At 48.3% G+C, this 20,174-nt stretch carries 18 protein-coding genes; 10 read left to right on the forward strand and 8 right to left on the reverse strand.

All coding sequences use genetic code 11. The annotated features are described in order from the left end of the window. Positions 1-185 precede the first annotated feature (185 nt). The 4 genes from AC23NW_RS28910 to AC23NW_RS28925 form a co-directional block, all read right to left on the reverse strand. Positions 186-668 (reverse strand): hypothetical protein, encoded by a 483-nt coding sequence (locus AC23NW_RS28910; protein ID WP_487453960.1) that lies wholly within the window; start codon positions 666-668, stop codon positions 186-188. An 11-nt stretch (positions 669-679) separates the two neighbouring features. Further along, positions 680-3,631 (reverse strand): DUF6371 domain-containing protein, encoded by a 2,952-nt coding sequence (locus AC23NW_RS28915; RefSeq protein WP_487453961.1) that lies wholly within the window; start codon positions 3,629-3,631, stop codon positions 680-682. Between the two features lie 19 nt (positions 3,632-3,650). Then, positions 3,651-4,661, reverse strand: a complete 1,011-nt coding sequence (locus AC23NW_RS28920; RefSeq protein WP_487453963.1) for a hypothetical protein — start codon at positions 4,659-4,661, stop codon at positions 3,651-3,653. 561 nt (positions 4,662-5,222) lie between these two features. Beyond that, on the reverse strand, positions 5,223-5,495 hold the full coding sequence (locus tag AC23NW_RS28925) for a hypothetical protein (protein ID WP_487453964.1): 273 nt from the start codon (positions 5,493-5,495) through the stop codon (positions 5,223-5,225). Between the two features lie 119 nt (positions 5,496-5,614). Between AC23NW_RS28925 and AC23NW_RS28930 the strand changes: the two genes are divergently transcribed. Continuing rightward, positions 5,615-5,959, forward strand: coding sequence for a hypothetical protein (locus AC23NW_RS28930; protein WP_487453966.1), 345 nt, complete (start codon positions 5,615-5,617; stop codon positions 5,957-5,959). A 206-nt stretch (positions 5,960-6,165) separates the two neighbouring features. On the opposite strand, the gene AC23NW_RS28935 is transcribed toward AC23NW_RS28930, so the two are convergent. Both AC23NW_RS28935 and AC23NW_RS28940 read right to left on the reverse strand, forming a co-directional pair. Continuing rightward, positions 6,166-7,167 (reverse strand): phosphotransferase enzyme family protein, encoded by a 1,002-nt coding sequence (locus tag AC23NW_RS28935; RefSeq protein WP_487453968.1) that lies wholly within the window; start codon positions 7,165-7,167, stop codon positions 6,166-6,168. Positions 7,168-7,208: 41 nt separating this feature from the next. Further along, positions 7,209-8,687 carry a calcineurin-like phosphoesterase C-terminal domain-containing protein gene (locus tag AC23NW_RS28940; RefSeq protein WP_487453970.1) on the reverse strand — a complete coding sequence of 493 codons (1,479 nt, stop codon included), beginning with the start codon at positions 8,685-8,687 and terminating at the stop codon, positions 7,209-7,211. 183 nt (positions 8,688-8,870) lie between these two features. Between AC23NW_RS28940 and AC23NW_RS28945 the strand changes: the two genes are divergently transcribed. From AC23NW_RS28945 to AC23NW_RS28955, 3 genes are all read left to right on the forward strand, one after another. Further along, positions 8,871-9,941 carry a site-specific integrase gene (locus tag AC23NW_RS28945; RefSeq protein ID WP_487453971.1) on the forward strand — a complete coding sequence of 357 codons (1,071 nt, stop codon included), beginning with the start codon at positions 8,871-8,873 and terminating at the stop codon, positions 9,939-9,941. A 278-nt stretch (positions 9,942-10,219) separates the two neighbouring features. Then, positions 10,220-13,330, forward strand: coding sequence for a PVC-type heme-binding CxxCH protein (locus AC23NW_RS28950; protein WP_487453972.1), 3,111 nt, complete (start codon positions 10,220-10,222; stop codon positions 13,328-13,330). A 168-nt stretch (positions 13,331-13,498) separates the two neighbouring features. Further along, positions 13,499-14,443 carry a hydroxypyruvate isomerase family protein gene (locus tag AC23NW_RS28955; protein ID WP_293837444.1) on the forward strand — a complete coding sequence of 315 codons (945 nt, stop codon included), beginning with the start codon at positions 13,499-13,501 and terminating at the stop codon, positions 14,441-14,443. Between the two features lie 69 nt (positions 14,444-14,512). On the opposite strand, the gene AC23NW_RS28960 is transcribed toward AC23NW_RS28955, so the two are convergent. Both AC23NW_RS28960 and pnuC read right to left on the reverse strand, forming a co-directional pair. Beyond that, a complete protein-coding gene (locus tag AC23NW_RS28960) occupies positions 14,513-14,821 on the reverse strand; it encodes an isoamylase early set domain-containing protein (RefSeq protein WP_293837445.1) in 309 nt (102 codons plus the stop codon). Between the two features lie 144 nt (positions 14,822-14,965). Further along, positions 14,966-15,640 carry a nicotinamide riboside transporter PnuC gene (pnuC, locus tag AC23NW_RS28965; protein WP_487453973.1) on the reverse strand — a complete coding sequence of 225 codons (675 nt, stop codon included), beginning with the start codon at positions 15,638-15,640 and terminating at the stop codon, positions 14,966-14,968. 116 nt (positions 15,641-15,756) lie between these two features. Between pnuC and AC23NW_RS28970 the strand changes: the two genes are divergently transcribed. From AC23NW_RS28970 to AC23NW_RS28995, 6 genes are all read left to right on the forward strand, one after another. Next, complete coding sequence (locus AC23NW_RS28970; RefSeq protein ID WP_487453974.1) at positions 15,757-16,956, forward strand: Gfo/Idh/MocA family protein; 1,200 nt, start codon at positions 15,757-15,759, stop codon at positions 16,954-16,956. 107 nt (positions 16,957-17,063) lie between these two features. After that, positions 17,064-17,549 carry a GAF domain-containing protein gene (locus AC23NW_RS28975; protein ID WP_487453975.1) on the forward strand — a complete coding sequence of 162 codons (486 nt, stop codon included), beginning with the start codon at positions 17,064-17,066 and terminating at the stop codon, positions 17,547-17,549. A gap of 53 nt (positions 17,550-17,602) precedes the next feature. Next, positions 17,603-17,872, forward strand: coding sequence for a hypothetical protein (locus AC23NW_RS28980; RefSeq protein ID WP_487453976.1), 270 nt, complete (start codon positions 17,603-17,605; stop codon positions 17,870-17,872). 15 nt (positions 17,873-17,887) lie between these two features. After that, positions 17,888-18,331: a type II toxin-antitoxin system VapC family toxin gene (locus AC23NW_RS28985; RefSeq protein WP_487453977.1), complete on the forward strand. Its 444-nt coding sequence runs from the start codon at positions 17,888-17,890 to the stop codon at positions 18,329-18,331. Further along, positions 18,328-18,801, forward strand: a complete 474-nt coding sequence (locus AC23NW_RS28990) for a regulatory protein RecX (RefSeq protein ID WP_487453978.1) — start codon at positions 18,328-18,330, stop codon at positions 18,799-18,801. The genes AC23NW_RS28985 and AC23NW_RS28990 overlap by 4 nt, the downstream gene beginning before the upstream one ends. An 81-nt stretch (positions 18,802-18,882) precedes the next feature. Then, entirely contained in the window at positions 18,883-20,148 is a 1,266-nt protein-coding gene (locus tag AC23NW_RS28995; protein WP_487453980.1) for an Ig-like domain-containing protein, read from the forward strand. Positions 20,149-20,174 lie beyond the last annotated feature (26 nt).

Raw genomic sequence — 20,174 nt, forward strand, 5'->3', positions numbered from 1 at the left:
CAGAAACTGTCCGTAAAGTTGGGCCGTGACTTTCATGGCTTTTTTTGACTCAATTTAACTCTTTTGCGTAAGTCCTATTTTAATTAATTGATTTTTAAAATCTTAATATAGGGCCGGGGCCACCGATTTTTCAGGGTTGACAAGGTTGACAAGGTTGACCTAAAAAATGCCTCACATGAGCTGCTTTAGGAGCGGCGGCACCGTGCCGCCCAAAAAAATCCCGTTTCCTTTGCACTGGCTAATTGTGTTTCGATGAAGTCAAGCCACCCAATGACGTGCTGAATGAAATGTTGCATTGTTGGGGTGGGTTCATGTGATGATCGGGCGAAATGTGAGTAGTACAGAAACTGAAAGCCCGGCCCTTTTCGATTGAGCACAATTGATCTATCGGATTCCTGCATACACACAGCTATACCACTACCTGAAAAGAAGTGAAGCCAGGCCATTGGGTTGATTTCCCAATTCAAAAAGGCGGCAGGGTGGCCAAGAAAGCCAAACTCGTATTCGTTTGAGCCATTGGCACCACAGTATTTAGATAGTTGTGGTGAATCCTGACCATCGTAGCAAGCTTTCAGCAAAATTGATTTTTCAATCAGGACTGCTGAAAAAGGCTCTGATCCATCACAGGTCCAGGCCAGTGTAAATAAGCTGTTTGAATAGCTTTTCATTGAAGGAGGTGTTAAAAGCCAGTATCGTCTTTCGCCTGATCGGTTGTCTGTAGCTCTTCTTCTATATCTTCCAGGCTGAAGTCTTCGATGGTTTCTGTGAGATAATCGTAATCAAATGCTAATGCCGTTGATGATACCTTACCGAACTTCAGGCCGCGAACTTTTGCCAGATAGCCTTTTTGATTAGTCAGGTAATGTCTGACTGTACCTTCGTCCAGTGCCTTTTCTCCGCGTTCTCTGCACAACTTCTGATAAAAAGTGTGAATGTTTGTCAGACGGATAAAAAGAACTTTTCGGCCTTGTTGAGTCTCATTATTAACTAGGTTAATCCGGATTTCTTCTGATCCCCTTGGTACATCAACATCAAGAAAAGATTTTACGTCAATCCGGTAATCAACTTTCATTTTAATGTGTTTACTGCGACTCATAAACATGACCATTTTCCAGAATACAGAAGTCTCTTTGTTGCCGGAAATAAGACTATTTTGAGAAGCAACTAAATTGTAGGCTGATGTTCGGAGTTCAGTAACCGTGAATGGAAAATCTAACTGATCACTTAAACAGCTATATGTACTGAGTAGAATAGACATATTTTTAGCAATACGGTCATCAATACCCCATTTGTTGAAATATTTCTTCAATAACGAAAATTCGTTATCGAAATGTCTCATGAAATCGGCCTTAAAATGATCTCTATATTGGCTTATGTGTGCTGTAAGGTAACTGACTCCATGCACTTCAATGTCCTGATAAAAGTTTGAATGTTCTTCTTTTTCTTTTTCAGAATAATCGGTTTTAGTGAATTGTAAAAGGATGCAACGGGTGAAAAGAGCGTTGTCGGCCGTGGGTAGTTCCTGACCCGAAATAATACAGCCTGATTTAACAGGAATTGACCGGTTTCTGTTGTCTTTTGAATTTTCTGATTTTGTGTGCCCTGCGCCATCGTATGCGGTTTTAAGGCTTTGAATACGAGCGTAGTCGATACTATTCTGATACTCGTCAAACCAGACAATTGCATTTTCAAACTCCGCAAATTGTTTGTAAAAGGCAACGGCTGTACCGGTGTTCAACATGAATGGTGATCTCGCCTCTCCAAATAGTTTCATAATTGACCAGGCAATTGATGACTTTCCGGATTGCGGTGGGCCAAACAGAAACAGGTGGGGGAAAAACCGGAACCGGTTATATATAATATCCCGGAATAGACATGTTATGAAGTAGAGCAAACCAATTTGGCCATTCCCGTTCAAGGGATATACTTCACAAAAACGTTTGGCATACTCAGTAAATGAAACTGCTTTTGACGGCAAATCCATCTTGAATTTTTTATGATTTTCGAAATCATCAGAGTCATGTGGGTTTATTTTGCTTATGGCAGGAATGAAGTAACGCTGATTATTATGTTCAACGATCCCAAATCCCTTTTTGTCTAATGGTATCCATTTGTCTGTCTGGATGCCATTACAGAATGCATAAAATCCGTCTCTGTGGTAGCCTAATGTTTTAATTTCTATCGCTGAAAAACATAACTCATATAGTTTAATCTTGATTCTGTTGAATTGTGTTTTTGATGTGTGAATGTAAAAATTACCTAATGACTCAACTTGCTCTGTAAACCCTTGTGGAGTAGTGAACTCTTTAGGAGAAAATGATTTTAACTTTGATTCACCAAAAACGTTGAAAATCTCATAGACCCGTTTAGGGTCGTTGCTGTCAATAAGTAATAGCGGCTTAATTACACAGTTACTGACGCTCCGGAAGGTTAGCGTTTTGATGTCGTCTTTCGTTGTGATACTGCCAAACCAATATCTCGATCTATACTCGACAAAGCCGAAACGCCGGTAATGTTTTTGGGTATCAGCTCTATAGAAAAACGCTTTATCCAGACCGATCACATGATCCCATTCCTCGCTGAAGTCAGCTTCTACATTCTGCGATTCATACTCATCGTCTTCATCTTCATTATCATCATCTGTGTTAGAAACTTCTGGTAGATATGGCTGTTCCGGCTCCGGGAGTGCAGTAACAGGCCATATTTCATTCGTTATACCATCAGCTATGTCAAAGCCATCTTTGCGGGTAGGATAAAGGTCAAGGACTTCGTGATTAAATTGATAAGCCTGAAGTTTCTTTATACTGCTATTGCGCCGACCGCCATACGTTTTTTTGGAGTCCTCTGACTTGGATTTCTTATCATTGATTATGATTTCATCCCCGTCTGCATCTGCCAGCCAGTAGATAGTTCTGCCAGCCAGCACCTGAATTTTCGCATCTGTCAGGCCGTTGCAGGAGCCTACAGCAATCCAGTCAAAATGAGGATAGAACCAACTGGCGATAACGGCTGTTTTTTCTGACTCAACAAGACAAACAATCCGCTTCCGTTCAGGATCTAACAACTGTTCGCCATACAAGCACATACCATAACGTTTTGGGGCTTCATCGCCATCCTTTTCCGTAGGCTGACGGAGTGAATGGCTCTCAAAATCCTTGTTTCGCTTGCCGGTTGAATGGTACTGAAACCATTTTGCATTTACGATTTCATTATGATGATCAACAAATACAAAAACTGTCAGAAGACCCTTATTTGGTCGCTCTTCGGTTCCTACTCTCCACTTGGCTAAGTGCCCATAGGAAATACCTAGTCCTACACAGAATCTGTGAAAATTGCTTTCCTGGTCGATTAGATAATCGTCGAATTTCTTTTTTTGTAGCCTGTCTGGATAAATTTGAACAGGCATTGGTGGTGGTACATAATCTCCGGGTGTTTTAGGTACAGCTTTACCGGTTGGCCATACATGATAGCCGCAGCTGTTGACTCGTTCGCAACGGCCGTACTCTTCTAAACGGTTGCCGTTCAGGTCTTCATAAAACCGGAACTGACCATCATGGCCACAATTCGGGCAGATGCCCTTTTTCTTGGGCGATTGTTCCAGCCGAAAGGGATAATTTTGAGATTCTGACATGATAATTAATGACTTAGGGTTAACGGAGTTGCCCCTTCAGGGCTTCCAGCTGCTTTAAATCTTCCTTTTCCTTTTGTAGCTGCTCTTCATACAGATTCAAATCCAGGCGGCTCTCAATCTCAGTTGTAAGGATGCTGTTTAGGACTTCAGGGCGTAATGCATCTACTTCCCAACTTGTATCCCCTAATTCTTCAATGAATTTTTTAGACCGTGGATCAGTCGTTTTTGCCGGGTTCGGGGGAGGCGTATATTGGTCGATCTGCTTTCTGGTCAATGCTATTGGCGTAACCGTAAATCGACTTTTTATGTAGGCTCTGTAACTATCAAAATCGTCATCTTCGTTGAAACAAGATTCATCGAAGTAATACTTGTCATACAGTTCTTCGATTTCGTGCTTGGAGATTTCGGTAAAGCCTTTTTTTGTAGTTGTACAGCCTGAAAAAAACTCTATAATCCTTGCCTCAATATCGCGGATCATATCAATACCTGAAGGGTCGTAATCCCCCAGATAAAGAATTGTTACGTTTTGCTTCCTTTGAAATGCGCTAAAAAAACGCTTATAGGAATCATACATTGCTGAAATCGAACTATAACCCCGATTAACCAGAATGGGTACATGGTACTTTGAGGTTACCCGACTTAAAACGCCTGATAAGGCATCCTTTTCAACCCAGGTTTCAATGTAATTATGTTGGCCGGCCAGGCGTGGTAACTGATAACTATAAATAACTGAGTCCATGATCTCAGACGGCGATTCCCATGACGGCGGTGTTTGCGGCCGTCGTAATCTGTCCTCAATTGCATCCCAATCAACAATTCCGGCCATACGGCCTTCTTTTAGTATGTTTGAAATCTTGACATACTCTGCCTGTTTGTTGGCAATTATATCACGGCTCACCAACTGATAATACAGCTGGCGAAGGGTTAATTTGTAGTTCTGTGCCTGGTATTCTTCAATTATGCTGTTTATTTCAGCAAGACGCTCCCGGTTCGCCTTGCTAAGGCGAATGTGTCGGAATCTGATTTTCATAATGATTGATTAATTAATTAGGAATCAATAGCGCCTTTGTTGTGCTATTCGATTTTTTAATTGGGGCAATATGATAGGGTTTCCGACTGTAAACGATCCGGCTTAAATAAGCCGCTGTAATGCCCGAAAAGCCGTTACTGTTAAGTTGCGTGGCTACTTCTTCAGTAGTAAGTCCCTCGTAATGTTCACGCATATATCCGGCTGATTTGCCGCCGGGGTAAAATACTTGTTTATGTATTGTTAGAGCGAACATCATTATTTTGAGTCATTTAGGATTTTCAGAACCGGAGCAAGACACTTTGGCAAACTGCCAGACTCAAACGTCCTAACGTAATTTTCGAGTGCCGTCATAGCACTCTCCATTTTTGCGGTTTTTGCTGCTTCCTTGATGTACAATTCTCTGAAGTGTCTTACTTCAGTTTGTTGTGTGTTTCCGGCGCTCATATTCCTTGTATCGTTTTTGATAGATTTTTGACTCAATGTCATCTTTCATACAACCAGAAAGCTTAGATAGGACTGATCCCGCCAGGATAATTGCCAATACCACGAATATGAGCGTTATCATGCTGCTGCCTTCATGTTGTATTTGCTTGCCAGAGCCTGATCTTCTCGTACAAGATCGCAGTGCGTATACTTAGGTCGATACAGTGAGTTTGTTAGGGTTTCTACCGAGACCTGAAGCATTTCGGCGTACCAGATTAAATCCTCGATTTTGGGGTGTTTTTTTCTGTATCCAAACGACTTACTGCCAAATTCTTGCGTCCAGAGTTTTTTTAACTTTCGCTGCTTCCAGTACGGCAAATCATCGTACATCCGCATAATAATATTTTTCATCTCTAAGTGTAAAAAATTTGTAGTGTTGTTGTAAATTTTCGATGCAATGTAAAATTATTATACATGTACTTCCAAATTTTTACAGTAAAAAAATTACAAAAAAACCTAAAGCTAGATATATGAATACACACATTGGTCAGAGAATCAAGGCATTAGCCAAGATGAAGGGAGATAGCGCAGAGACGCTTGCTCCTGTACTGGAACTTACTTCCAGTAGCGTTTTTAAGAAGTTTAACTTGCCTGCGGTGAGTACAGAGATCGTTGTGAAGTTGTCGGAGTACTGGAATATTCCAGTTAGTGCGTTTTTTGCGAGTGAGAATGAAGGGCTGCAAATGGGTGGGGCGAGAAGCCTGCGAGACAAAGAACTGAGGAGTGAGAATGAGAAACTTAAACTTGAATTGGAACTGAAGAATCAACTCTTAGAGGAAAAAGAAAGGCTTATTAATGCCTTGTCAAGGAAGTAGTTTAAACCTTTGGTTTTGCCACAAAATAGATTGGTAAAACTGCCTAAAAAAGTGGTCACAGACTTACCTGTACGGCTCGCTGCGTATAAAGACAAACGTTAATGATGTGGTCAATGTATTGATTTTCAGGTAATTATCTTGTTTTTTGCGTCGAGTCCCGCTCCCGGTACAATAAAAAGCATCGCTAAGGCGATGCTTTTTCCGTTTTAGACCGGTTGCTGATCCCAGTACGTTTCGGTCAGGTGTTTGAGAAAGCTGGTATATACCTTTAGTTGGGCTGGCTGGGTAAAGCTATAAAACTGATCATGGCTAGTGTGAAAAGCCATGTAAAACAACCAGAAACCGATAGCCAGATAAGGAACTAATGCCAATTCTTCTTCGCTGATTGAACGATGCTCACGGTAACCCGCCAGAAAACCAGCGTAAGCTTTTTCACAGGCTTGAGGCGTTAGCCGCCCTGCATAGACCTCAATGGCCAGATGCTGCCAGAAAGAGGCAAGGTCATATACGAGCCAGCCATACACCATAAAATCAAAATCGAAAAAGTTAACTCTATCCCGTTCAAAATGCATGTTTTTGGGCAGAAAATCAAAATGACAGTACCCTGTTGATAAAGCGGAGCGGTCGATGGCGGCCAGTTTTTTTTCAACCATATGGGCCGCACGCTGCAACCAGTCATATACGTCCGGATTATCTGAAAATCTGTCCTGTAGCGTTTTCAGAGGCTCAGTAAACGTTGTATTAAAATCAAAACACCATCGTTCGCCTGGCAACTTGATTGTCGATGATACCTGATGAAAACGCGCCATTTCGCGGCCTAAAAGGTAAAGCTGCTGATCATCCGGCATCCGGACAGACTCGCCCGGGGCATAGCTGAAAAGTACGGCATACCTCACTCCTTCAAGGGCATCAATCGCCTGAATTGTTTCACCGGTCCGGTCCGCTACCGGCCAGGACACTGAAACTGCTGCTGCTTTTAAGGCCAGCAGTAAGGCAACTTCTGCCTGTACGTGCGACAGATGCCGGTGCGAAGTCCGGTAGATACGCAGTACAAACCTGCCTTGCCGCGTATCAGCCAGGTAGGTGTCACCGACGCCCCGCGTCAGAAATGTACACCGGACATCATCCAGCGGATATACGTTGGCGAGGAGTTCAGCCAGTGCATCCGGACAAAGTGTTGAGTAACTGGCAGGGAACGTCGGTTTCATACACGCGGGTATAAGTCAGTTAATTGGAAAAGCAGGAGATGTTAACTTACCTTCACCGTTTCAGTATACACCTTCCCGAAGCGGTCGGTTGCCCGAACGGTAATCTCTTTCGCGCCGGCTGATGGCGTAAAAAAGAAAAGGTGATCGGTAAGCGTCGGGTCTACGAATTTATGTTTTTTGGGCAAGTCCGAACCGGCATAAAGCTCGGTGGCCCACGGATCCAGCGCGACACGGCTTTCCGGCGTTCCTTTTACTACACCGTCTTCCAGCCATTCAATTTTCCACGACGGGTCCCAGTTCCAGACATTAGCGGCCATTAGCTCCGGCGCGTCTTTAATCCTGCCTTTTTCATAAATCCGTAACTGGTGCTCACGCGGTTTGCCTGTCGATTTATAGTACCAGCGGATGTCGTTTCCGTCAACTTCATAAACACCGTAGCCAGCGGGTGTACCATCGCTGCAAATCGGGCCGGTCCACCAGGCACCGCAGACGGTACCGTGTACGTGCTCGGTGATGTTGCCTGCCTGCCATTTTTCATTGACGTGTGTGTGGCCCGACATGATGTGGACATTAAACGGCTTCAGCAACTCATAGAGATGGTTGCGGTTAGCAACGGTGCCGCTGATCTCTTCTTCCTTAAGCTTATTGCGGCGGGCATGTCCCGTTTGCGTCGGAATGTGCAGACTGACCACAACTGTTGAGCTTTTCGGAACAGTTTTTAAATCCTGTTCGAGCCAGTGGAGCTGTGCTTCGGGCAGATAGCCGATGTACTTTTTAGCGGTGCCGATGAAAAACACATCGTCGAGTACCACATAATGAATTTTGCCCCGGTTGAAGGAGTAATACGTCGGCCCGAATTGTTGCCTGAAGGTTTTAGCAGAACCCTCGTCAGAACGTGCTTCCAGGTCAAGGTCATGATTCCCGATAACGTTGAAAAACGGGATGCCGGTTGTGGTAACAGCCTGTTTGTAATCGTCGTACAGCTCAAAATGATCCCAGACAAGATCCCCGCACCCGATACCATGAAACAAGGCGCCCTTAGGGTAAGTCGCCACCAGATCGCGAAGGTCGGGAGCAGCGCCGGTCTTCAGCAGCTCAGCATCGGCTTTGGAGATCATCTGGGTATCAGCCCAAACCACAAACTGATGCCGGGTATCATCGACCGGCAGTTTTTCAAGGGTGAAATCAGCCGTGAAGGTATCTTTACCAACGGGTATGGGCTGATAAAAACGGGTCGTCCCCTTGTCAGCGGGAAACACATAACCGGCTGGTATGCTGATATATACAAATTCTGCGTGACCGTCGGCGGGTAGCGTATACCTGCCGTTTGCGTCGGTCTGTACAACGGTGAAGCCATCCGTTACAGAGACATTGGCGAGTCCTTTGCCATGGCCGGTTACACGGCCGGTTAGCCGGGGAGGGGCTGCCGGTGCATCCGTTCGGGCTATGGCAGCCGGAGTAGCAGTGAGGGCCGCACCCGACCAGCCAAGTGTTTTCAGAAAAAAGCGTCGGTTTAGCATTGCAGAGCTAATTGGGTTATTTACAGCACTAAAGATAACAGCGCAGGTTCATGTCATTGCTACGCTGGTATTATCGAAACATTAAACCTGTTGCCGGATACAGACTGCCGGATAAGAGCATACGCAATGCCCTCCGTTTTTTGTAAATTGCCTGAAGATAGACAACAACTCTGAACAGTAGCGATGGCGGTAAAGTTAAGACGGCGGACATTGGCAAGCGGTAAAATCAGTCTGTACCTTGATGCCTACAACGGCGAAGAACGGACCTATGAGTTTCTCCGCCTTTACCTGCACAAACGCCCTAAGGACGAACTGGAAAAACAGCATAACAAAACCGTGCTGCAAACGGCCGAGCACCTGCGCGCCAAACGTGAACTTCAGCAAAGTACCCAACGCAACGGCCTGACGCCGGTCCAGAAAACAAAGGTTAACTTTCTGGCGTATTTTCAGACGTTTATTGATGCGTACCCTAAAAAGGACGGTCGCATGTTTAAAGGTACGCTGCGTTATCTAAAGGAGTTTGCCCAAACCGACTACCTGTCGGTACAGGCACTGACTGAGAGCTTTTGCTATTCCTTCAAAAATTTCCTCGACGGCCACGCCAACCTTACCGGTGAGACACCCCACGACTACTTTGCCCGTTTCAAGAAAGTATTGCGTCAGGCGGTGCGCGACAAACTGCTGGAAGCTAGTCCGGCTATTGAGGTAACGAATAAGCGGTCGGCCAACAGTTTGCAGAAAGATGTGCTGACCACCGAAGAGCTGCAATTGCTGGCGCAGACGCCTTGCCCGAACCCGGAAGTAAAGCGGGCGTTTCTCTTCGCCTGTAACACCGGCCTGCGCCTGTGCGATGTGAACACCTTACGCTGGACGAATATTCAGCGCGGGATGCTCCGGCTGCAGCAACAGAAAACACGCCAGATCGTTTGGGTAAACCTGAACGCAACGGCACAGAAACTGCTTGGTCCGGCCGGCCGGAATGAGGAGCCGGTTTTTGCACTGCCTTCACACACCTCCGTACTAAGTGCCCTGCGGCTTTGGCGTGAGAACGCCGGTCTTGGCAAAAAAGTAACCTTCCACGTGGCGCGCCATTCGTTCGCGACCAATCTGCTCATTCACCAGACAGACCTGAAAACGGTATCATCGCTGTTAGGGCATACCTCGCTTACCCATACACAGAAATATGTCCGGGTAGTTGAAGCCCTGAAGCAAACAGCCGTGAACCGTTTACCTGAGCTGGATATCGCCGGCTGATTAAAATTATCATTTTCAACGCGTAACAAATGCTGGTAGCTGGTTCGCCGTTTCTGGTACTGAAAACGGCTGCAAAAAATGTTGTGTATTTGTTACTCATATTCCATATAATACAGATATACAGGTTTTTATTTCTTATTTTAGTACCCATTACCGGTACTAAAATAAGGAGAAAGAGTAAAATTGACACAATTCAATCTTATGCATGTACATTCCGTTCAGCAGTATAAAATCCAGTCTTTGCTACGTATATTTCTGAAAAATACCAGATCCTTTCTATGAAATCTTTCTTTTTATGGTCTGTTCGTCAGCGCCGGATGCTCAGTATATCGGCGGCCGGGCTATTGGCCGGCGGCTTGTTGATGGGCGCCTATCAGCAGACAAACCCCGGACAGGCATCTCAATCGTTTCTGAATGAATTATTTGCCGGCTTGAGCGATGACGATAAACGTGATCCGAAGTTTGCCGTTGGTAGCCTGAACGTAGCGCCCGGCCTGGAGGCGACGCTTTTCGCCTCGGAACCGATGCTGGTCAATCCGACGAATATCGATGTAGACACGCGCGGGCGGGTGTGGGTGTGCGAGGCCTATAATTACCGGCCTGCCATCAACGGTAACCCGACACACGCGGCAGGTGACCGGATCGTGATTCTGGAAGATACTAACGGCGACGGTAAGGCCGATGCCAGCAAGACATTCTACCAGGGCCCCGAAGTGGAATCGCCGCTCGGCATCTGGGTGCAGGGTAATCAGGTGATTGTGTCGAACAGCCCGAACGTATTTGTTTTTACCGACGAGAACGGCGACGACAAGGCGGATAAGAAGGAAATCCTGTTTACCGGCATCAGCGGCGAACAGCATGATCACGGTATGCACACGTTCGTGGCAGGACCGGATGGGAAATGGTATTTTAACTTCGGTAACGAAGGCAAACAACTGAAAGATAAAGACGGTAATCCTATCATTGATAAGGTTACCGGCAAGGTAATCAACCCGGCGAACTTTAAGCAGGGAATGGTTTTCCGCTGTGATCCCGGCGGGAAAAACGTTGAGCTGCTCGGCCATAATTTCCGGAATAATTATGAAGTGGCGGTTGACTCATATGGCACCCTCTGGCAGTCGGACAACGACGACGACGGTAACAAAGGTGTTCGGATCAACTACGTGATGGAGTATGGCAACTACGGCTATACCGACGAAATGACCGGCGCGGGCTGGCAGGCCAACCGCACAAACATGGAAACGGAAATCCCGCTGCGCCACTGGCACCTGAACGATCCCGGTGTAGTACCGAACCTGCTGCAAACAGGGGCGGGCTCACCAACTGGCATCATTGTTTATGAAGGAAAACTGTTGCCACCGGCGTTTCAGAACCAGGTGATTCACTGCGATGCCGGGCCCAATGTGGTTCGGGCCTATCCGGTGCAGAACGATGGTGCCGGCTACAAGGCGAGTATGCTGCCGGTGCTCGAAGGGGTGCGGGATCAGTGGTTCCGGCCGGCTGATGTGTGCGTAGCACCCGACGGCTCGCTGATCATTGCCGACTGGTATGATCCGGGCGTGGGTGGACACCAGGCCGGTGATCAGGCCCGTGGCCGTATTTACCGCGTTGCACCGCCGAATACACCGTATAAAATGCCGAAGCTGGATCTGACCACCGTGGCTGGTGCCATTGAGGCCTTGCAAAGTCCGAGCATGAACGTGCGTCATCAGGCATGGAACGTACTGAAGGGCATGGGTACTAAAGCTGAAAAGCCGTTGGCGGCGTTCTATAAAAATACGACCGATTCGCGGATGAAAGCCCGTGCGTTGTGGCTACTCAGCAAGCTGCCGGACAACAAAGGCCGGCAGTATGTGGCGGCTGGTCTGAAAGAAACTGACCCGAACCTGCGGATTACAGCGCTTCGGGCCGCCCGTCAGCTAGGCAGTGAGGAGACGATCAAGGCCGTAAAACAACTGGCAAAAGATACAGAACGTCAGGTACTTCGTGAATGCGCATTGGCGCTGCATCAAAATCAGTCGCCGGAAATGCCGGCCTTGTGGGCAGACCTGGCAGCCGCACACGACGGGAAAGATCGCTGGTATCTGGAAGCGCTGGGTATCGGTGCCGACGGGCAGTGGGATGCCTGTTTTGCGGCGTGGCAGAAACGCGCCGGCGAAGCAGCGACGGGCAGTGCGGCCGGCCGCGATATTGTCTGGCGGGCACGTACCAAAGATGCCGTACCGCTGCTGGCGCGTCTGGCCAATGACCGGAATGTATCGCTGAATGAGCGGTTGCGCTATTTCCGGGCGTTCGATTTTAATCCGGGGCTGTCGGAAAAATCAAGTGCTTTGCTGGACATCCTTCAACAGAACAGCGGCTCGCCGGATATTGCCAAACTGGCGTTCCGGCACCTGGATCCGGCAACGGCCAAAAACAACGCATCCGCAATGACTGCCTTGCAGAAACTGCTGAACGATGTGTATGGTACGGCCGAATACATGGATTTGGTAGCCCGCTACGAACCGGTAGCTGAAAACAATCGTCTGCGTCAGCTGGCGCTTACCAAGTACCTCGAAGGCATGGGACGGGATGCTTCGCGCCAACTGCTTAAGCAGGGTGGTGAATCGCTGATCTGGGAAACGATCAACGGCAACGATGCCGAGGCTGCTTCGAAAATGGTGATGGCTCTGCGTATGGTCGGCAGCAATCAGTCGCTCGGGATCCTGAAAACGGTTGCCCTGGACGAAAAACGGCCGGTAGCCTTGCGGAAAGATGCGACCCGCGCCATCGGTGGCAGCGGTAACGGCGAAGACCTGATTCTGGCCCTGCTGAAATCGGGGGATATTAAAAATGAATATAAACCAGCTGCCGTACAGGGTGTTGCAAATACCTGGCGTAAGAAAGTACGGACCGAAGCCGCCAGCTATCTGGATGGTATCGGCGGTTCTACGGCTAAAAAGACACCGCCGATGAACGAGCTGCTGGCCATGAAAGGTGATGCCAGCCGTGGTGTAACGGTTTTCAAAAACAACTGCTCAATCTGTCACCAGGTCAATGGCGAAGGCATGGACTTCGGGCCGAAGCTCTCGGAAATCGGCAGCAAGTTGCCGCGTGAAGGGCAGTACCTGGCCATTCTGCATCCGGATGCCGGTATCAGTTTCGGATTTGAAGGCTGGGAAATCAAGTTTAAGGATGGTACTAACATTGCCGGTATTGTTTCCAGCAAAACCGAAACCGATCTGCAGGTGAAATTTCCGGGCGGTGTAGTACAGAATTATAAAATGGCCGACGTCGTTTCGATGAAAAAAACGGATAGCTCCATGATGCCGGCCGGTCTTCAGGACAATATGAGTACGCAGGAGCTGGTTGATCTGGTCGAGTACCTGGCTAGCCTGCGGAAAAAGTAGTTTGAACAGACAGTGTAACTACCCGGAAAGGATGCTCTATACAGAGTGTCCTTTTTTGTTGGGGCCAGCCATACCACGTATTCCGGAAATTTTATGGCCTGGCAAGGTATGTTCATGCGCAGATTATCTTTTTGTGAAAAGTGAAACTACCAAACACAACTCAAACGTATGATTCGTCGCGATTTTGTGAAGAATACCCTTGCTTCGGCCGGTGCTATGCTGGCTGGTACGTCGTCAATTGCTGCTGCTGCTGATCAGGTAGCAACGGGCGGCCCGATGGCCAAAAACAAGTTTAAGCTGATGTATGCGCCTCACTTCGGCATGTTCGAGAACAGTGCAGGCAAAGACCTGATTGACCAGCTGAAGTTCATGGCCGACCAGGGGTTTACGGCCATTGAAGACAATGGGATGATGGGGCGTCCGGTAGATGTACAGGAAAAGATCGGTAAGGAGCTCGACCGCCTGGGCATGAAAATGGGCGTGTTTGTGGTCGATAAGGGAGGTAACTCACAGAACTCACTGGCGGCCGGCAAGCAGGAGTATATCGATATTTTCCTTAACGGCTGTAAGCGCGCGGTTGATGTGGCCAAGCGTGTGAATGCCAAATGGATGACGGTTGTGCCTGGTGACTTTGAGCGTAACCTGCCGATCGGGATTCAGACCGGAAACGTGATTGATGCCCTCCGGCGTGGCTCCGACATTCTGGCACCACACAATATGACGATGGTACTCGAGCCGCTGAGCGACACGCCCAACCTGTTTTTACGGACATCGGATCAGACCTATGAAATCTGCCGTGGGGTAAACAGCCCTGCCTGCAAAATTCTGTTTGATATTTACCACATGCAGAAAAACGAAGGGCACATCATTCCGCACATCAACTGGTGCTGGAGCGAGATCGGGTATTTTCAGATTGGCGATAATCCGGGTCGTAAAGAGCCTACAACGGGAGAGATCAATTACAAAAATATCTTTAAGCACGTGTACCAGAAAGCTAAAGCCGAAAACAAAGAGTTTATTTTCGGTATGGAGCACGGCAATTCACGACCCGGAAAAGAAGGAGAGGAAGCCTTGTTGAAGGCGTATATCGAATCTGACAGCTTTCAGGTATAATATACTCGCAGGAGAAGCCTGGTAGCCCAAATGGCTTATTGCCAGGCTTTTTCCTGTACTATCGTTCCATTACAGTACAACAACACAGTTATCCTCTGCCGATACGCCGCTGCTCACATATTTGTCGGCGGTTTCGTCATTCAGCCATTGCTCACCATCAATCAGATACCGGAATTGGTATTCGCTGCCAACCGGTAACTCAACCGTCGTTTTGTACGAACCGTCTTTCTGTTTCTTCAACGGAGCCGCTTCTGCATTCCATTCGTTAAATTCACCTACAAGCGCTACCGACTTGGCACCATTGATAGATTCAGGCGTTACAGAGAAGGTAACTTTGCAAACAGGCTTGCTTTTTAAGAATTGCTTGGCTAGTGCCATACAGTTTAGTAAAGTTTGGTTCCAGAATCAAATTTATATAACAATAAATACAAAGCAATGTCAATCAATGGGTTGTAGATTGAAATTCTTTCTTTAGTCATATATTGTACTCGCGGAGTAACAAAACTCTTGTAAAAAAGTCGATTACTTAGCTGAACCGACCGCAAGGTCTTGCTGATACTCTTTTGTCCAGTGCCATGCGCCCTGCACGGCAATCAGGCAGAAGATGCCGTATTCAAATGCGACCAGTTTTACCCCTTTGACATAATAGATATAGGTCAGAATGATGTCGATCAGAAGCCACACATACCAACACTCGACTTTCTTCTGAATCATCATGAAGGTGGCCACGATGCTCATGGTCGTGGTGAATGAGTCAAGGTATGGAAATGCACTTGGTTTACTAAACAGAACCGGAAACCAGGTGTTTAAATTCTGAGCGAACGACCCCAGGACCAGCGAAGCCACTACGCCGGCCAGCGACCAGGTCAGGGTTTGCCGCGGGCTTAACCGGCTGATTTTTAGCTCCTGCTCCTGATTGGCTTCTCCGGCCTTCGGGTGTGTCCAGCGCCACCAGCCCTGTAGGTTGGTCACGAAGAAAAAGACCTGCAGAAACATGTCGGGGTAGAGTTGAATCTGGTAAAACAGGAAAAAGAACAAGGCAACGCTAACCGCCCCGATGGGCCAGCTCCAGACGTGAGCACGGGCTGATAGCCAGACCGCAACGGCTCCGGTCAGGGCCCCGAAAAACTCCAGGTAGCTCATCGGATACCCCCAGACGGTAAAGAAAATTGTGTTAATATCGAAAAAGTCAGGCATTGCTAGTAGGAAGTCTGCGCGGCTTGATTTTGACAGTATAACAGGCCGCTCGTTTCGACTGCAAAAAACGGAAGAATACCCGAAAGGCCATGCGCAAACACTAAACCCTGTTCATTATGCAAAAAATAGCCATGCTCGGGGGCGGTTTCATCGGCCGCTTCTATGCCGAATCGCTGCATGGGCAGCGGAGCCGCGACCGTGTGGTTGCCATCTATGCCCGCCGCGAAGAAACCGCCCGGAAGTTTGCGGCCGATTACGGCTGCGATTTCTGGTCAACGGAAATGGAAGCTGTGATTGCAAACCCTGAGGTAACTATGGTCTGCATTGCGCTGCCCAACAACCTGCACGAACCGGCGGTGCAGCTCTGCGCCAAACACAAAAAGAATGTTGTCTGCACCAAGCCGCTGGGCCGGAATGCCGATGAAGCGCTGCGCATGATGCAGGCCGTGGAAGAAGCCGGTATTTTTGGCGGTTACCTGGAAGATTTGTGCTACACCCCCAAATTCCTGAAAGCGCTCGAAAGCGTAAAACGCGGGGCACTCGGCCGGATTTTGTGGGCGAAATCCAGAGAGACTCATCCCGGCCCGCATTCTGACTGGTTCTGGGATAAGGAGCAGGCGGGTGGAGGCTGTATGCTCGATCTGGGCTGCCACTGCGTCGAAATTGCCCGGAGCTTTATCGGCAAGGATGTAAGACCGGTTGAAGTCATGTGCTGGGCCGCTACGCAGGTAAAACCCATTGACGCCGAGGATCACGCCATTGCGCTGGTGAAGTACGAAAACGGTGCTATCGGGCAGTTTGAGGTCAGCTGGACATTCAGGGGCGGCATGGATCTCCGCGATGAGGTCATGGGTACCGAAGGAACGATCTGGATCAATAATTTCCTGCGGACCGGTTTCGAAATGTTTACAACGGGCGAAGGAGAGGGCGAAGAGTACGTAGCCGAAAAAGCCGAATCAAACACGGGGTGGCTCTTTCCGGTGGGTGATGAAGTGAACGATCTGGGGTATAATCACATGTTTACCGATATGTTCAGCGCCTGCGAAGCGGGCCGCGAACCGGTCGAAACGTTTTATGACGGGTATGTGGTGAATGCCATCCTGGATGCGGCCTACCGGTCAGCTGTCTCAAAGCAGTGGGAGCCGGTAGCGTTGCCGGTTTGGCGGGGGCAGGAAGGCCTTTCGGCCCAAACAACACTCACGGAATACGATGCCGATCATTACCTGATCAAGAAGGAAGTTACCCACGACGGCCGCCACAAAATCATTCTGAAGGAAAAGCAAAGCGGAAAAATTATTGAACGCGATAGTAATTAAGCCCGGGCCGGACGCCGGTCTGAACCGGCCGCGTCCGGCTTTTGTTGCGTAAGTTCAGGGAATACGAATGCCCTTTCATGGGATTCCCGGCGTATTGAACGATTACAATGGCAGAAACACTCATCATACCGCAAACCACCAGCCGCGCTGAAGTATATGCATCTCTGGTGCCGCAGATTGACGCACTCATCAGCGGCGAAACTGACCTGACGGCGAATCTCGCCAATATTGCCGCCGCGCTGAAAGAAGCCTTTGGCTTTTTCTGGGTCGGCTTTTACCTGAAAAAGGAAAATCAGCTCGTACTGGGACCCTTTCAGGGGCCAATCGCCTGTACCCGTATTCGCTTCGACAAAGGCGTTTGCGGAGCTGCCTATACGCGGCAGGAAACAATTCTGGTGCCGGATGTTGAGCAGTTTCCGGGCCATATTGCCTGTAGCTCAGCCTCGAAATCAGAAGTAGTCGTGCCCATCTTCGACCAGGCAGGTGCGGTTGCGATGGTCCTGGACGTTGACAGCGATCAGCTCAATGACTTTACGCAGGATGACGTTAACGGACTTGAGCAAATCGGCCGGTTGATTACCGGATTGTTGTAAATGTTGGCGCTGACTTAATCAGAAAAGTATTATATTCATGAAAAAGCTGATCTATGGAGGCAATTCGGAAGGTTGTTAGACGACAGGGAAATACAATTACAGTAGAGTTGCCGGCCAGCTTTATTGCAGAGTTAGTTGAACTCATCGTACTACCGGTAGAAGCTGAAGACCAAGGTGAAAGAAATAAAGATCAGAGTCAGGGAGTGCTTTTGACGGATCTACAACAGCACTTACTGAGTTGGCCTGTTATGTCCGATGAAGAATATAAGCTTTATCAGGAAAAACAACAGGGATTTGAATCATGGTCAAAGAAATCAGTTTAAGCAAACATAGCAAGAATGTCAATATCTGTCACCGAAGGGCCTGCCCAAATGGTCTATGTACCGGTAGAAACGATACTAATAGATACCGATATTCTCATTAAACATTACAGGGCGCTTGACAAGAAAGAGACAAGGTTGTTTACCTTGGCAGGTCGTTATCAATTTGCTGTTTCGGCAATAACAGTCTTCGAGTTAACCAAAGGAGAGAGTTTGCCTGCTGAAAGACAATTTTGGCAGGCTTTTTTTGGCCGGATTCAAATACTTTCGTTTGATAAAGAAGCTGCAGAAATAGCTGCTCAGGATTTGTTATTGTTAAAAAAAGAAGGCAAGGAGCTAGGGAATAAGTTTAATGATCTTTTCATTGCTGCGACAGCTAAACGACATAAACTGCGTCTGGCAACAGATAATTTGAAAGATTTTGGCCGTATACCTGCGCTGAGTCTTGTAAATCACGAATGACCGAACGACACAAGGATGCCCTGCGCAAAGCCGCTTCGTTTTGCGCGTATCAGGAACGAACCCAGCAGGAAGTCCGCGAACGGCTGGCTGACTGGGGCGTGTGGGGCGATGAGGCCGAAGCTGTCATTGCCGATCTGATTGAGCAGAATTACCTGAATGAGGAGCGGTTTGCCAAAACCTTTGCCGGCGGAAAGTTCCGCGTTAAAAACTGGGGAAAGCGCAAAATCAAACAGCACCTCCAGCAGCGTGGTATTACCGGCTACAATCTGGAACAGGCCATGAAGGAAATTGAGCCGGACGATTACCGGCAAACCCTGCGTAGCCTGCTCGATAAAAAACGCAGCACCCTGCGTGATGATAACCCGCTGGTCGTCAAACAAAAACTGGTCAGGTTTGCCCTGAGCCGGGGCTATGAATCCGATCTGATCTGGCAGGTGCTTGGTGAAGAAAGCAGCGAAACGGACGAATAACCGCAAATTCTTTCTGGTGGTGCAACCCTTTTAATCCGGCAGTTGTCTCTATAGCTGTACGAACAGGATGATAGTGTACGGATGAAGCGGTTAACTAAATACATGTACTGGCTCAATATGGGGCTGATTGGTCTGGTTTCCTGTGATCAGATTAACCCTGACCTGATGCCGCCCGCTGAACCGATTTCCGGTGATAATCAGTTTGTCGCCCTTGTTGATCAGCAGCTCGCCATTGACCTGAAGAAAATTCCGGGGCTTAGTACCGTTACTACGTTCCGGATACAGAAGCAGCCTGGCTGGGGCGACGCCCGGTTTACTACCCAGGGCTTGCTGGTATATACCCCGAAAGCTGAATTTGTGGCCGGTGACGATGAGGTTATCCTCAGTGCCGATCAGCAAAACAGCGCCGTTTCGGCGGTTCCGCTACGCATTACAATGGCAACTCCCGAGGACCAGCTGCCCTGCCAGCTTGGCGCCGTTTCTGACAAGGCCGAGGCCGTGATGAGTACGGCCATATCGGTTCCGGTGCTGCAGAACGACGTTTTTTGCGAAGGTAATGTAGATGTATCCTCGCTGACGATTGAGTCACAGCCTAAAAACGGTACGGTTCAGCAAGGCAGCAACGGTACCGTTATCTATACGCCCAAAGCGGGCTATAAGGGCCAAGATTCCTTTATTTATAAAGTCTGTAACAGCGGTGCCTCGACCAGGAACTGTTCGGTGGCAGCCGTAACCATAACAGTTATTGATCCGGTGCAGGCCTGTACCGTGTCGCTTAATGATAATGTAGTTTCCTTTAAGCCGGTTTTTGTCGGCGATTCTATCCGGATTCCGGTCTTGAGCAATGATGTCCTCTGTAAGAGCAGCCGGACGATTCCGGTTTCGCTGGCATTACCGCCGGTTTTCGGATCGGCTTACGTGAATAAAAGCAATGTAATTGTCTATAAGGCCCGTGTATCGGCAGCCTCTGATGAGCTGACCTATCGCCGCTGCGACGGTACCTGTCTGGATGCTGTAGTGGTTATTCAGGGGAGGCCGCCGGTGGCTAACTGCGTCCTGACAGCTGCCGGCGATTCACGCACCATTACGCTGTCCGGTCTGTCAGACGACGCCCGTACGAACGGCATTTATCTACCCATCCTGGCCAATGATATGGTCTGTAACTTGCTGAAATCAATTACCATAAAAGAAAACCCCTCAAACCTGAAACTGGATGTTCAGCGCGACGGGCGTTTGCTCTACCGGCTGGAGACAACGCCTAAGACCGGAACGTTTAGTTTTGTGTATGAGCTGACTGACGCCAGCGATAATAAGGCCTCAGCCCAGGTGAAAATAATTGTAAAGTAAGGACAGATTGAGGGGACGATACGTGA

Source organism: Arsenicibacter sp. R0_47 (assembly GCF_057652235.1).